Source organism: Streptomyces sp. NPDC058373, from assembly GCF_042723275.1.
Classification (GTDB): domain Bacteria; phylum Actinomycetota; class Actinomycetes; order Streptomycetales; family Streptomycetaceae; genus Streptomyces.
On record NZ_JBHXJE010000031.1, the window covers coordinates 46,018 to 59,213 of the forward strand.

General features: G+C 70.8%; 13 protein-coding genes. 6 read left to right on the plus strand and 7 right to left on the minus strand.

The genetic code is table 11. The annotated features are described in order from the left end of the window. Window positions 1-15: 15 nt before the first annotated feature. Window positions 16-639: a TetR/AcrR family transcriptional regulator gene (locus ACFWMZ_RS18435; RefSeq protein WP_383171172.1), complete on the minus strand. Its 624-nt coding sequence runs from the start codon at window positions 637-639 to the stop codon at window positions 16-18. 166 nt (window positions 640-805) lie between these two features. Here ACFWMZ_RS18435 and ACFWMZ_RS18440 point away from each other — a divergent pair, with 166 nt between their 5' ends. Continuing rightward, complete coding sequence (locus tag ACFWMZ_RS18440) at window positions 806-1,606, plus strand: IclR family transcriptional regulator (protein ID WP_383171618.1); 801 nt, start codon at window positions 806-808, stop codon at window positions 1,604-1,606. Between the two features lie 259 nt (window positions 1,607-1,865). On the opposite strand, the gene ACFWMZ_RS18445 is transcribed toward ACFWMZ_RS18440, so the two are convergent. Continuing rightward, window positions 1,866-2,687, minus strand: a complete 822-nt coding sequence (locus ACFWMZ_RS18445) for an enoyl-CoA hydratase/isomerase family protein (protein WP_383171174.1) — start codon at window positions 2,685-2,687, stop codon at window positions 1,866-1,868. 179 nt (window positions 2,688-2,866) lie between these two features. Here ACFWMZ_RS18445 and ACFWMZ_RS18450 point away from each other — a divergent pair, with 179 nt between their 5' ends. Continuing rightward, window positions 2,867-3,283: a nuclear transport factor 2 family protein gene (locus tag ACFWMZ_RS18450; RefSeq protein WP_383171176.1), complete on the plus strand. Its 417-nt coding sequence runs from the start codon at window positions 2,867-2,869 to the stop codon at window positions 3,281-3,283. A 393-nt stretch (window positions 3,284-3,676) separates the two neighbouring features. Here the strand turns inward: ACFWMZ_RS18450 and ACFWMZ_RS18455 are convergent, their stop codons facing one another. After that, window positions 3,677-5,371, minus strand: a complete 1,695-nt coding sequence (locus tag ACFWMZ_RS18455) for a 3-ketosteroid-delta-1-dehydrogenase (RefSeq protein ID WP_383202658.1) — start codon at window positions 5,369-5,371, stop codon at window positions 3,677-3,679. 311 nt (window positions 5,372-5,682) lie between these two features. On the opposite strand from ACFWMZ_RS18455, the gene ACFWMZ_RS18460 reads away from it, so the two are divergent. From ACFWMZ_RS18460 to ACFWMZ_RS18475, 4 genes are all read left to right on the plus strand, one after another. Continuing rightward, window positions 5,683-6,498 carry an SDR family NAD(P)-dependent oxidoreductase gene (locus ACFWMZ_RS18460; RefSeq protein ID WP_383171182.1) on the plus strand — a complete coding sequence of 272 codons (816 nt, stop codon included), beginning with the start codon at window positions 5,683-5,685 and terminating at the stop codon, window positions 6,496-6,498. After that, window positions 6,495-7,370 carry a TIGR03619 family F420-dependent LLM class oxidoreductase gene (locus ACFWMZ_RS18465; RefSeq protein WP_383171185.1) on the plus strand — a complete coding sequence of 292 codons (876 nt, stop codon included), beginning with the start codon at window positions 6,495-6,497 and terminating at the stop codon, window positions 7,368-7,370. The genes ACFWMZ_RS18460 and ACFWMZ_RS18465 overlap by 4 nt, the downstream gene beginning before the upstream one ends. A gap of 137 nt (window positions 7,371-7,507) precedes the next feature. After that, a complete protein-coding gene (locus ACFWMZ_RS18470) occupies window positions 7,508-7,684 on the plus strand; it encodes an aldo/keto reductase (RefSeq protein ID WP_383202661.1) in 177 nt (58 codons plus the stop codon). Window positions 7,685-7,820: 136 nt separating this feature from the next. Continuing rightward, on the plus strand, window positions 7,821-8,345 hold the full coding sequence (locus tag ACFWMZ_RS18475; protein WP_383202664.1) for a nuclear transport factor 2 family protein: 525 nt from the start codon (window positions 7,821-7,823) through the stop codon (window positions 8,343-8,345). 345 nt (window positions 8,346-8,690) lie between these two features. Here ACFWMZ_RS18475 and ACFWMZ_RS18480 read toward each other — a convergent pair whose 3' ends face one another. The 4 genes from ACFWMZ_RS18480 to ACFWMZ_RS18495 all read right to left on the minus strand — a co-directional run bounded on the left by ACFWMZ_RS18480 (window position 8,691) and on the right by ACFWMZ_RS18495 (window position 13,144). Further along, window positions 8,691-9,155 (minus strand): nuclear transport factor 2 family protein, encoded by a 465-nt coding sequence (locus ACFWMZ_RS18480; RefSeq protein WP_383202667.1) that lies wholly within the window; start codon window positions 9,153-9,155, stop codon window positions 8,691-8,693. Window positions 9,156-9,160: 5 nt separating this feature from the next. Beyond that, window positions 9,161-9,946 (minus strand): hypothetical protein, encoded by a 786-nt coding sequence (locus ACFWMZ_RS18485; RefSeq protein ID WP_383202670.1) that lies wholly within the window; start codon window positions 9,944-9,946, stop codon window positions 9,161-9,163. A gap of 1,099 nt (window positions 9,947-11,045) precedes the next feature. Then, on the minus strand, window positions 11,046-12,242 hold the full coding sequence (locus ACFWMZ_RS18490; protein WP_383171199.1) for an NADH:flavin oxidoreductase: 1,197 nt from the start codon (window positions 12,240-12,242) through the stop codon (window positions 11,046-11,048). Window positions 12,243-12,319: 77 nt separating this feature from the next. Next, window positions 12,320-13,144, minus strand: coding sequence for an SDR family oxidoreductase (locus ACFWMZ_RS18495; RefSeq protein ID WP_383171202.1), 825 nt, complete (start codon window positions 13,142-13,144; stop codon window positions 12,320-12,322). Between the last annotated feature and the right edge of the window lie 52 nt (window positions 13,145-13,196).

Sequence of the window (13,196 nt, forward strand, 5' to 3'; positions counted from 1 at the left end):
AAGAGGCAGGTCGGCTCATCCTCGCGCCGCACCGGCGGGCAGGCCCGCCGTCACGCCGTCCAGCACCATGCTCAGGCCGACCCGCAGCAGATCGGCGATCTCCTCGTCGGTGCCGGTGGCGACCCACTGCATGAAGACGTGGCGAGTCGCCTGGACGACGAGGTAGGCGGGAAGTGTCACCCGCAACGGATGTTCCTCCCGGCCGAGCTGCTTCGCGAGGAACTCCGCCACCGCCTCGCACAGATCGTCGTCGGCCTCCAGCCATCGCAGGCGGTACTGCGGGCTTTCCGCGATCAGCGTGAGGAGCCGGCGATCGAACGGGCTGAGTACCCCGTCGTCCATGGCCGATGTCCAGGCCGCGACCAGTATGCCGACCGTGTCGCCGCCCTCGGGCGCGTTGCGCAGGGTGTCGATGACCAGGCTCGAGCTGTGGCGGAACAGCGGCCGGACGACGTCCTCCTTGACGGCGAAATGCCGGTAGAAGGTGCGCGTCGCTATGCCCGCCGCGTTGGCGATGCGCTCCACGGTCGCGGACGTGTCACCGTCCGCGACGAAGATCTCGACCGCCTTGTGCGCGATCGTCATCCTCAGCTCTTCCGCGCGCCGCTCGGTCAGCGTCGGCCCTCCGCGCTTCACCACGGCCGCGCTCCTCTGAAAGCGGCGGCGGCACCGGGTGCCGCAAGGTCGTATGCGGAAATGGGATCCGATCCGTTTACACGCTTGCAATCCGCCAGTAGACTCATACCTGTCAGTTTGCGACAGGTTGGCAGATTGTGCAACCAGGCAACGGTGCCGGGAGGTGACGATGACGACTGCGCCGAGCCAGACCACGCCGGTCGCCATGATCGACAGAGTGGCGTCCCTGCTGGAGGTGTTCGATGGCCGTCAACAGCTCACGCTGGTCCAGATCTCCCGGCTCGCCGGCCTTCCGCGTTCATCGGCACACCGCATCCTGCAACGCCTCGTGGAGCTGGGCTGGGTCGAGCGGCAAGGATACGAATACGCCCTAGGCATGAGGATGTTCGAGCTGGGTGCTCAGGTCGTGCGGCGGGACCGCGTCCATCAGGCGTCGCTTCCCCTCATGCACGCGCTGCACCGGTCGACCGGCCTGACCGCACATCTGAGTGTGCTCGTGTCCTCGGAGGTGCTGCACCTCGAACGGATCGGTGACTGGCCGCAACGGGGGAGAGGCTGGCGGCTGGGAGCCCGGCAGCCGGCCGTTCATGCGGCGGCAGGCCGTGCTCTGCTCGCGGAACTGGACCAGAGCGAGCAGCCCGACCTGGATTTTCCAGCCCCCGCGACTCCGTACGGCATCAGCACCCCGAGACAGTTGCGACAAGAACTCGACCGTGTTCGCGACCGCGGCGGCGTCGCGGTCGATACCCAGGGCTGCACCGCGGGGATCACGGCGGTGGCCGCCCCTATCGGCCCCTCCGAGAGCCGGATCCGCGCGGCGGTGTCGCTGTGCGGCCCTTCCGACGCGATGCCGCTGCAGTCGGCCATCGACGCCGTCCGCATCACCGCGATGGACATCTGGTACGCGGCATCGGGCATGAGCCGCCTTCGCGCGCGAAGCCGCCCCGCGCCACGGCCCCTGATCACCTGACGCCCGGCCCCGCAGCGCCCCCGCTGCCCCCGGTACCGATCAGCCGTCCGCTCGGACGGGTGGCCGAGGTGTGTTCCGATGACATCGTCGGCGGGGACGTCATGCCCCCTCTGGGGGAGTAGGGCGGTTCGGAGGCGTCCCGGCGTGTGGTGGCGCGGACCTCTAGGAGGAGGACCCCGTGTGCACCTCGGAGGCGGTACGCGCCTGACCGGCGGGCTCCTCACCGGTTGGCAGTGGAACGTCCGGTGACGGCGCGTCATCACTCGCCGCGGAACTCCGGACGGCGGCGCTCCAGGCTCGCCGCGATGCCTTCGGCACAGTCCTGAGTGGCCCACAGACGTGCCTGCTCGGTCAGCTCGTGCTCCAGAGCGGCCCGGACCCGGCCCGGCAGGTCCGCGCGGAGCGTGGCGCGGATCGAGCGGACCGCGAGGGGAGCGGCCGCCGCGATCGAGCGTGCCCAGTCCAGAGCGGTCTCGCGCACGCGGCCAGGCTCGGCGAGCCTGTCCGCCAGCCCGATGCGGACCGCCTCCTCACCACGGACCGGCCGTCCGGTCAGCAGGAGGTCGGACGCGATGGGCCTGCCGACGAGCTCCGGCAGCGTCACGCTCAGGCCGAATCCCTGGTGGAATCCGAGCAACGCGAAATTCGCGACGAACCGGGAACCGGTCTCGGCGACACGGAAATCGGCGGCGCAGGCGAGGCCCAGGCCGCCCCCCACGGCGGCTCCCTGTACGGCCGCGATGACCGGGGTGCGGATCTCGAACAGTTGCGCCGCCCGGCGGTACAGGCGTTCCGATACGGCCACCCGGTCCTGTGCGAACCCGCCGCCGTCACCGAAGTCGGCCCCGGCGCAGAAGTGTTTGCCCTCGGAGGCAAGGACCAGCACTCGACAGGCGGGATCGTCGTCGAGCCGACGGGCGGCGTCGACGATCTGCCCGATGAGCGCCTCGTCGAAGAAATTGGCGGGCGGCCGACGCATTTCGAGGAGGCCGACACCGCCGTCCACCGTGACCGAGAGATCAGGGCTTTCGGGGGGCGTGCTGTGGGCGTCAGTGCCTGTCGTCACGGGAACTGCCTCCATCTCGGTGAAAGGTCTGCTTCCACGCTGCCGGACGAGTGCCCCCGCCATCGACGAGGTGTCCGGTCAGTGGACGTTCGGGCCCGTGGGGGAGGAGGAGCGGCGCACGATGGTGCTCCACGGGGCCCGGAGCGGTACGACAACGGCCGCCCGAACCCCGCCCTCCGAACCCGAGGAGAGCCGTGAACACCGTCGAAGAGTCGGGGACAGACGTCCCGGACGCCGCCCGGATCACCGATGTTCTGTACGCCTTCGCCCGCCTCGCCGACGAAGGGGCACCGGAAGACCTGGGCGCCCTGTTCACCGACGACGTGGAGTGGCGGATGGCCGGCACCACGTGGAGGGGACGAGAGGAAGCCGTCGCCGGACTGCTGACGATGCGCGAACTCGGCCACGCCGGCCCCGGCTCGGGGAACCGGCACCTGATCACCAACCAGGAGGTCCGCGTGCTCGGGGACGGGGCCACGGCCCGCTCGTACTTCCTCCTGGTCTCCAGCGGCGCCCCCGCCGTCGTCGAGGTCGTCGGTTCCTACCGTGACGAGCTGAGGCGTTCCGGGGAGGGGCGCTGGCTCATCGCCCGGCGCGAAGTGACGACCTGACCCCGGGCTGCCGAAAGCCGTCCACGCAGCGGAACAGCGCACTCGGGCCCTCATCGCTCCTGCGGGAACAGGTGGCCCGGGCCGGAGGCAGAGCTCCGGGGACGGCCGCCGGCGGAGTGGGCGAGGCGTATATCGACGGACCCGGTGGTGCGGGCGGACAGGACGGAACTCCCGGACGTCGCCTTCCCCGAGCGCCATGCGGGTGCCCAGCTCGCAGCCCGTCCCTGGGACAGGAGCGAAGCGCGCCGGGAGCCGGGGCGCGTGCCGAGGTGGAGCGACACTGCCTGTCCGAGCCCTCGAAGCAGAACGCGTAGCGGTTGACGGCGTTCGCGGTGGCCGCTCGGTCCATGCCCGGATCTTGCCCGTTCAGGTGTTCTCCCGGCATCGGGCCGCTCACTTCCGTCCTGCGGCGTGCCGGGCGGCCACGGTTGCGTACACCAGTCCTTGGCCGATGGTGGCTCCGGCGCCGGGATAGACCCTGCCGAAGGCGTTGGCGGCGGTGTTGCCGATGGCGTACAGGCCCTCGACGGGGGCGCCGTCCGGCCGCAGGACACGGGCGTCACCGTCGGCCCGCAGTCCGCCGCAGGTGCCCAGGTCGCTCAGGACGACGCGGACGGCGTACAGCTGTCCTGTCAGCGGCCGAAGGTTGGGGTTCGGGGTGACCGTCGGGTCGCCGTAGTACCGGTCGTACGCGCTGGCGCCGCGGCGGAAGTCGTCGTCGTTTCCGGCTGCGGCCAGGTTGTTGAAGCGGCGCAGCGTCGCGGTGAAGGCGTCCTCCGGCAGCCCGGCGCCGCGGGCGAGAGCGGCGGCGTCGCCTGCCCGGTGGGCGATGCCCGCCTCGTACCACTCCCTGGGAAGGGCCATCCGCGGGAAGCATGCCCCGGCGAAGACATAGCTGTTGCGGTACTGCTGGTCGAAGACCAGCCACAGGGGGCCGGCCGGGTCGCCGGCGTGCTCCCGCTCCAGCAGACGCTGTCCGAAACTCATGTAGTCGGTGGCCTCGTTGACGAAGCGCTGCCCACTGCCGTCGACGATCAGGGAGCCGGGCAGAGCGCGCTCGGCGAGCAGGACCTGCGGGGAACCGCCTGGCAGCGGGGCCACCGCGGGGAACCACCATGCCTGCTCCAGCAGTTCGGTGTCGGCGCCGATGTCCTGCGCCACCCGTATGGCGTCGCCGGTGTTGCCAGGACTGCCGAGGCTCCAGCCCGGCTCGAGATGCTTCGACTGGTGTGCGCGGCGCTGCTCGATGTCGTGGTCGAACCCGCCGGCGGCCAGCACGACGCCCCGCCGGGCCGTCACCGTCACCTCGTGGCCGTCCTGCTCCAGCACGGCGCCGGTGACCCGGTCGCCATCGGTGACCAGGCGGCGCAGCGCGGTCCGCGTCCACACCGGGATCCCGGCGCGCAGCACCCCGGCGTACAGGCCGCCGGCCAGCGCCTGTCCGCCGGCGGCGTACTCGCGGCCGATCAGCTTGCCGCCGAGGCCCTGCGCCGCGCGCTTCGCGATGCGCGGGAGGCCGGAGCGGGGCAGGCGGGCCACCAGGTTCATCCACCGGTAGTCGGCGCCGGTGATCGGCATCGGCACGGGCGATTCCATGACGGACGGACGCAACCGGGCCCGCTCCCTGCCCAGTACGGACAGGTCGAAGGGACGGCATTCACAGGTGCGGCCGGCGGCGGAGCCGCCGGGCAGTTCCGGATGGTAGTCGGCGTAGCCGCGGGTCCAGAAGAACCGCATCGGGGTGACTCGCTGCAGCATCCGCAGGGCTTCCTCGCCGTGATCGAGGAAGCTGAGCCACCGCTCATCGGTGGCGCTCGCGCCGACCACGGCCTGCAAGTAGGTACGGGCGCGATCGGCGGTGTCGCCGGCGCCCTCGGCGGCCAGCAGGGAGCTGGCCGGGATCCAGAAAGCGCCGCCGGAGCGGGCCGTGGAACCGCCGACGTACTCCGTCTTTTCCACGATCAGGGTCTTCAGGCCCGCCTCGTGCCCGGCGAGGGCGGCGGCCATGCCGGTGCCCGCTCCGACGACCAACAGGTCGACGGTGGTGCCGTCGACGGCCGGAACGGGGGCCAGTGCGTTGTCGGGCATAGCGGTCTCCTCGTGGTGCTCCTGCGCGGTGCGGAGAGTTTCGTACGGGACGGCCAGGTCGGAAAGGGCCGCTCCCGGTGTACGGGACGGGTCGGGCCCTCGTGACGGACTGCCGCCCTGCCGCCGCCCGCTTGCTTCTCCGCACGGGAGGGACGCCCCTTCCCTGCGCTGTGCGAACTCCCGATCCGGCGACACTCCCGCTGATCGGGAGCACGGCTGGGCCGTTGCCGCGCCACCTGCCAGACTACGGGCGTTGGGGGCATGCGTTCCTGCTCGCCCGTCGTACGGCTTCGCAGCAGACAGGGAGACATATGAACGTGCATCTCGGTGACGGCGTGGTCGACCGGGCGACATACGGCCCCTGGGCGGTCATCGCGGGAGGATCGGAGGGCGTGGGCGCCGAGCTCGCCGACAGGCTGGGCGCACAGGGCATCGACCTGATCCTCGTCGCCCGCAAGCCCGGCCCTCTGCAGGCCACTGCGGACCGCGTTGCCCAGGCACACGGAGTCCAGGTCCGCACTCTGTCCGGCGACCTGCTCGACCCGGACGTGGTCCAGCGGATCCGTGACATCGCAGCGGAGGTCGATGTCGGCACCTTCATCTACAACGCGGGCGCCAACACCTACGGCGCCGAGTTCGTCGAGGGCGATCTCTCCTCCTTTCAGCAGGTCATCGACCTCAACATCACCCGTCAGCTGGAACTCGCTCAGTACTTCGGCGCCCGCCTCAAGAAGCGCGGCAAGGGGGCCCTCGTCCTCGTCGGTTCGCTGTCCGGGTATGTGGGCCACGTGGACATCAGCGTCTACGCCGCCGCCAAGGCCTTCGAGCGGATCTTCGCGGAGGGCCTGTGGGCGGAGCTGCGACCGCACGGAGTCCACGTGCTGCACGCCGTCCTGGGTCTGACCCGGACTCCCGCGATGGAGCGGATAGGGCTGCGCATGGATCTGCCCGGGGTCGCCGTGGCCGACCCAGGGGACATCGCCGAGGAGATGCTCGCCCGCTTCGGTGACGGCCCCGTCCAGGTGCTCGGCGGCAACGTCGAACAGGCTCAGAACCACTGCGGCCCCGACCGGGCGCGCCTGGTCACCGAGGTGGCGGTCGGCGTACGCAGGATGAGCCCCCGGTGACGGCGCCTCGACTGCCGCTGCGGTTGGGGGCGATCAGCCCGGTCGTGACCCGTTTTCCGGGCGCCCACTCGGCCTGGGAGGAGAAGGCGGGTATCGCCGAACTGGCCACGATCGCGCAGGCCGCCGACGAGCTCGGTTACGATCACCTGACGTGCAGTGAACACGTGGCCGTCCCATCCGAGGTGGCGGCGGCACGCGGTGCCACGTACTGGGACCCGCTCGCCACCTTCGGCTACCTGGCCGCCCGCACCCACCGCATCCGCCTGGCCACCCATGTCCTGGTCCTCGGCTATCACCACCCGCTGGAGATCGCCAAGCGGTACGGCACCCTGGACCGCGTCAGCGGAGGCCGACTTGTGCTGGGCCTCGGCGTCGGCACGCTCAAGGAGGAATTCGGTTTGCTGGGCGCGGAGTTCGGGGACCGTGGCGCACGTGCCGACGATGCGCTCGCGGCGCTGCGGGCCTCGCTGTCGCGCCCGGACCCCGAGTACCACGGCCGCTACTACGACTACTCCGGCATGGTGGTCGAGCCACACGCGGTGCAGCCGCGCGTACCTCTCTGGATCGGCGGCTCCACCCGCCGTTCACTGCGCCGCGCAGTCGAACTCGGCGACGGGTGGGCCCCGTTCGGCCTGTCCTTGGAACAACTGGCCGAACTCCTCGGTTCGGTGGAACGCCCGGACGGCTTCGAGGTCGTCCTGTCCCCCTCACGCCGGTTGGACCCCCGTGACGACCCGAAATCCACCGAGGCACTGCTCCGGCAGGCGCGGCAGGCGGGCGCCACCGTGGTCACGGTCCGGCTCGCGTCCTCTTCCGCGGACGACCACTGCGTGCAGCTGGAAGCCCTGACCCGGGTAGCCGAAGCTCTGTAGTCACCTCCGGCGCGTGGCATGTGGAGTCCACGCTGCCCCCTTGCCGAGGAGGAAGTGGACGAGTGACGACTTTCGACAGGAGCGAGTCGTGCGGCCGTTCGGAGACGCGAGGGTCTTCCCGATCGGTAGGGGCGCGGATGACGCTGACCTGGGCCCTCGGGTACGACGAGGAACGCGCGATCCGCACTGTGCACGCTGCGGTGGACGCGGGGGTGACGCTCTTCGACGCGGCCGACGTCCACGGTCCGGCCGCGGGGTACGGAGTGAACGAGTCCGTACTGGTCAAGGCTCTCGCGAGCTGCCCGGCCCAGTAGAAGTCGCACGAAGTCGGCACCACCCAGCTCTCGCTCCCGCTGATCGGGACGGGAAGGGGGTGACGCAGTTCGGTGAGGCGCAGAGACGCCATCGCCCGCGACGGAGAGACCCACCTACCGTGAGGAGCAACAGCGCATGGAACCCGAAGTGGCCGCAGACACCGAGTCGGCCCGGTCCGTGGCCGAACTGGCCGTACAGCTCGCGGCACTGACGGCCCGCGTCACCGAGTTGGAGGACGAGCTCGCTGTCCGGCGGCTCATCGCTTCGTACGGGCCGTCGGTCGACAGCGGCGACGCCGAGGCGGCAGGAGCGCTGTGGACTCAGGACGCCGTCTATGACATGGACATCGGCGTGCTCAACGGCAGTGCCGGCATCTCGGAGATGGTCCTCGGCGCCACTCACCAGGAGATCATCGGCGGCGGCTCCGCGCACAACATCGGGCCCGCACTCATCGAGATCGAGGGGGGACGGGCCACTGCCATCACCTACTCCCAGATCTTCCGCGGCGACGGCAACGGGGGCTTCTACATCTGGCGGATTGCGGCGAACCGCTGGGACCTGGTGCGGAGGGAGACCGGTTGGCGGATATCCAATCGGTGCACGCGCCTTCTCGACGGCCGAAAGGAGGCCCGGGAAATCCTCGGCCGAGTTGTGCGCTGAACTGATGTCCTGGCCCGGACGGGGGCGTGATGGAGTCCCTGGACCGCCTGGGTGGAGCTGGAACCGGGCCGGAAGAAGCGCGTCGCGGCACGCTCCAGCCAGCAGTGGGCATCGGGCGGCTTCTGCTCGGGATGGTCCTTCGCGGGGCGGAGGCGGCGGCCACCGATCGGACGCAGCTGGCGATGGTCCGGGAAGTGACGAATGAGATGCCACCGCGCCAGATCGTGCTCACCGGAGGCGGCCGGCTCTCCTGGAGGGCCCTCGACGTGGTGATCGTCATCGGAAACGGCCGTCCGGTCCGGGCATACGGGCGGCGGGTGCCCACTCCCTTCCGTCCGTACGGAATCAGCCGCCGGGCGCGGTGACGGTGCGCAGGTCGGTCCACAGCACATGAACCTCGCGGCGGGAGATGCGCCAGCCCTCGGAGGTGCGCACGTACGCGTCCTCGTAGCGCACAGGGCAGTACAGGTCGGTGGCGGTGCCGTCGGCCTCGGCGTAGTGGTGGGCCTCACACAGGACGGTCGCGGTGGCCGTGGCGCCGTCCGTGGCGACGACGGCGACATGGGTGGCGACCGAGTGGAAGAGCCTTTCGAAGGCTGCCAGGTCGTCTATCTCGCCGACCAGTTCGGTCGGCCCCGTGCGGCGCAACGTCTCCTTGCCGTCCCGTCCGTAGGCGACCATGACGCCGTCGGCGGTGAACACGCCGGTGAAGACTTCCCGGTCTCGTGAGTCGAGGGCGAGCGCGTACCGCTCGGCCAGCTTCCGCAGGGCCACTTCGTCGGCGAGGGTGGGGGAGGAGGCCTGGGGCACGGTGATCACCTGTCCTGTTCGGGGGAGGCGGAGGCCGCGGGCGGGCACGGCCGGAACGGTGCGCAGGCGGCGAGCGGGGCGGAGAAGAGGACGTTCTCCTCGGCCACGGAATCGCCCTTGTCCTGCTCGGCCAGGCGCCCGGCCACTTCGAGGGGATCCTCGTCCAGGTACAGCAGCCGCACCCGCAGTTCGTGCGGAGACAGGGCGTCGGCCTGCTCCTGCTGCCAGTGCGGCCGGGTCGGCTCGTGCAGGCTGAAGGTCCACGCGCCGGCCACACCCGGCACGTCAAGGAGACCGGGGATGCGCTCCCGGTCCTCGCGACGGTACGACAGATGCGCGTCGTGGCCCATCGGTTCGGTGATCCGCGTCAGCGTGATGTGCACTCCAGTGTTCGGCCGGTACGGCAGTACCTCGGGGGAGACCAGGGCGTGCGGCGCCGCATAGCCCTTGACCGGGGTGAAGAAGCCCATGAACGGCCGCTCCACGCCGGGGATGCCGGGGCCGCGGCCCCACTGGATGGAGTCGGTTCCCAGCTTCCGCCACGCGGCCACGGATTCTTCGTACGGCGGCAGGAACCAGTACATCGTCATCGAGTCGACCCCGGACAGGCGGTCGGCCATCCGCTCCAGCCCGCCGGCCCCGGCGACGCGTGTCCACCGCTCGCCCCAGGCCACCCCGGGCAGCGCGCGGTTCTCCGGGATGTGGTCGTAGAGCTGCCAGTCGTGGTACTCGGGCAGCAGAGCCGGATCGGTCACGTCCACGAATGACAGGAAGGCCCGCTCGGAGAACATTCAGCTTCCTTTCACCTTTTACGGAGTTGGGCGGGGCGGAGAGGGCGGCGCGGAACTGTACGCCGCACTTCACCAGCCAGTCGAAGTGCTCCAGGCTCCGCTCGGCATACCTCGCGAGCTTCGCCTCGTCGGCCGCGGGCCCCCTGGCGGCAGTGAGGAAGCGGCGCTTGGCCTCCGGGATGTCGTGGCAGCCGCGGACCCGCTGCACGGGAGCGCCACCGCCGAGGTCGACCGAACCCCGCCAGGCAGCGCCGCGGCACCGACCCGGCCGCCGATGTGTTCCACGACCAGTACGTCCACGTCCTCGGCCGCGGCGCCGATCGCCGCCGCGGCACCGGTGACGCCGTACCCGACCACGACGACGTCGGCCGTGACGTCCTCCGGTACGGCGGTGGCCCGCGCCGACCGCGCCGTCTCGGCGCGTTCCGGCAGCGCGTCAGGCATGGCGTCTCCGTCCTCGTGTCCCAGGTGCCGTTCGCTTCGGCTTGCCCGGCGCAGGGCTGTCAACCGGTCGCGGTAATGGCCGGCTGACGCGGCCGTCACCGGCACCGTCGCCGAGCGCTGCGCTTCCACGCGGAACGCACGCCGGGCTGCCGCAAACACCACGGGTGTCGCCGGACCGTTCCACGCACGCGCCGCCTTCGCCTCCCGGATTCCTACTCCCGCGACGGCGCCGGGTCGCCGCCGCATCCCACTCAGCGGGAGCCCGGCGGGGGCGGTGCCCCTCGCGGCGACCAGGGGGAGGCCGGTCGGGGCGCGGCAGGAGACGGGGAGCCGGAAGCGGGACATACGGGCACCGCGGAGCTGAAGCCGGCCGAGACGAGTTCTTGTGCGGGACTCCTTTCAGACAGGTTGCGGAAGGGCTGCCCCGCCCATGCTGGCCACGGGTGAGATCTTGTGGTGGCTGGTGTGATCACGGCGTCGGCGCCGTCATGGACAGGCCCGTTCAACGGTCCGAGCCGCGCTGTTTCCGTACGTTGGTCACTGCGCTGCGCCCGTGCAGTCCCTGCCTGATCCGAGGGGCTCGCGCAGCCACCGGCGGCCGAAGGAAGGCGGAGGGCGTCCCCTCGGCATGCGAGGGGAACGGCCCGCGCCGACCTCAGACCCTGGCCACCTGCCCCGGGCCGCCGACTTCCGCCAGGACACAGTGGGTGCCGCTGAAGATGGTCGGCATGCACTTGTTGCAGTGGATGCAGAGGGAAGGTGTCGACGGGTCCTGTTGCAGGCGGTTGAGCAGGTCGGGCTCGCGCAGCAGGGCGCGGGCCATGGCGACGAACTGGAAGCCCTCCGCCATCGCCCGGTCCATGGTCGCCTTGGTGCTGATCCCGCCGAGCAGCACCAGCGGCAGACCGAGCGCGGCACGGAACTGGCGGGCGCTGTCCAGGAGATACGCCTCCTGGTACGGGTAGCTGTGCAGGAACTTGCCGCCCACCATCTGGATGCCGAGTCTGACCGGCTGGGGCATGACGGCGGCGAACTCCCGCAACGGCGCCTCCCCGCGGAATAGGTACATCGGGTTGAGCAGGGAACTGCCCGCGGTGAGTTCCAGGGCGTCGACACTGCCGTCGCTCTCGATCCACTGGGCAACCTGAAGGCTCTCGTCGAGCCAGAGGCCCCCCGGCACACCGTCGTCCATGTTGAACTTGGCCAGGACGGCGATGCGGTCGCCGACCTTGTCCCGCACCGCGCGGCACACGTCGCGGGCAACCCTGGCGCGCCCCTGAAGGGACCCCCCGTACTCGTCCTTGCGCTTGTTGATCTTCGGGCTCAGGAACGAGCTGGCGAAGTAGTTGTGGCCGAGATGGATCTCGACCGCGTCGAAGCCGGCTTCGATCGCGTACTGCGCGGCGTCCGCGTGCGCGCGGGTGATGCGGCGGATGTCGTCCTTGGAGGCGGCCCGGATGACCGAGAGTGCCTGAGCGCTGAACGTCCGCGACGGTGAGAGGGCCGGCACCTTGTTGGACTTGCCGTTGGCCACGGGCCCGGCGTGCCCGATCTGCGCGGACACCGCGGCGCCCTCGGCGTGCACTGTCTCGGCCAGGCGGCGCAGCCCCGGCAGAGCCTCCGGACGCATCCATATCTGGTCGTACTCGGTGCGGCCCTCCGGGGCGACCGCACAGTAGGCCACGGTGGTCATGCCGACGCCGCCCGCCGCGTGACGGCGGTGGAACTCGATCAGGTCGTCGGTGACCACGGCACCCTTGGTCATGCCCTCGAAGGTCGCCGCCTTGAGGATTCGGTTGCGCAGTGTGACAGGTCCCAGCTCTGCGGGCTGGAAAACATCGGGGGTCGTCATCTTCGTCTTCTCTCGGCTGAGGTGAACCGGACGTGAGGGGGGGGAGCCGCCAAGGGCCAGGTCGCCCGTGGAATCGGTCAGACAGTCATCGCCGTGGGCTGTGCGTCGGGGCGCATGGCGGCGTCGGTGCCACCGTCGACGCAGAGGATGGCGCCGGTGGTGAAACGGGCCTCCGGACGCAAGAACTGGTGCACCCAGAAGGCCACGTCCTCCGGGGCGCCGAACATACCGAGCGGCATGGGCGTGGGGAAGGCATCCGTGTCCAGATCCTCGGCACGGCCACCGGCGAGCATCAACGGGGTGACGACGGCCCCGGGGGCGATCACGTTGAGCAGGACCCCCTGCCTGGCCCACTCCGGGGTGACGGCGGTCTGCCGGGCCCAGCGGGCCAGAGCGAACTTGGTGGTCGCGTACGCGGAGACGGTCGGGGAAGCGGCCCGGACCGCGGCGGGTGTGGCGGCCTGCGCGCCCCGGGCGTGCTCACGGGCCGCCTCCTCGTCACCGACGAGGAGTAGCTCGACCAGCCTGTCATCGATCATCGGGACGGTGGTGGAGGAGTTGGAGCCGATCACCACGACGCGTCCCGCGCCGGATGCGGCGAGCGCGGGGCGGAGTCCCTCCAGCAGGCGCACCGGATGGAAATAGTTGATCGAGACCACGGTGCCGGCGTTCGGCGTCGAAGGGCCGACACCGGCGACGGCCGCCACTCCGTCGAGTCGCCCCGCACACCGCTCCAGCACCTCGGAGATCGCCGCCGCGCGGCCTTCGTCCGTGCCGAGGTCGGCCGTGACGTCGGCGTCGCGCAGATCGATTCCGATGACCGTGTGGCCGGCTTCGCGCAGCGTCTCGGCGGTTGCGGCTCCCATTCCGGAAGCGGACCCGGTGACGACGTGGATACCCATGGCAGAAGTCCCTGTGGTGTCGGGGGAAGAGGCGGGGAGGCGGCGCGTGAGG

Coding starts and splice junctions, on each gene's coding strand:
- ACFWMZ_RS18460 (WP_383171182.1), top strand. CDS start 5,683: ATGAACGTGCATCTCGGTGACGGCGTGGTCGACCGGGCGACATACGGC.
- ACFWMZ_RS18485 (WP_383202670.1), bottom strand. CDS start 9,946: ATGTTCTCCGAGCGGGCCTTCCTGTCATTCGTGGACGTGACCGATCCG.
- ACFWMZ_RS18455 (WP_383202658.1), bottom strand. CDS start 5,371: ATGCCCGACAACGCACTGGCCCCCGTTCCGGCCGTCGACGGCACCACC.
- ACFWMZ_RS18495 (WP_383171202.1), bottom strand. CDS start 13,144: ATGGGTATCCACGTCGTCACCGGGTCCGCTTCCGGAATGGGAGCCGCA.
- ACFWMZ_RS18440 (WP_383171618.1), top strand. CDS start 806: ATGACGACTGCGCCGAGCCAGACCACGCCGGTCGCCATGATCGACAGA.
- ACFWMZ_RS18445 (WP_383171174.1), bottom strand. CDS start 2,687: ATGGAGGCAGTTCCCGTGACGACAGGCACTGACGCCCACAGCACGCCC.
- ACFWMZ_RS18490 (WP_383171199.1), bottom strand. CDS start 12,242: ATGACGACCCCCGATGTTTTCCAGCCCGCAGAGCTGGGACCTGTCACA.
- ACFWMZ_RS18470 (WP_383202661.1), top strand. CDS start 7,508: ATGACGCTGACCTGGGCCCTCGGGTACGACGAGGAACGCGCGATCCGC.
- ACFWMZ_RS18475 (WP_383202664.1), top strand. CDS start 7,821: ATGGAACCCGAAGTGGCCGCAGACACCGAGTCGGCCCGGTCCGTGGCC.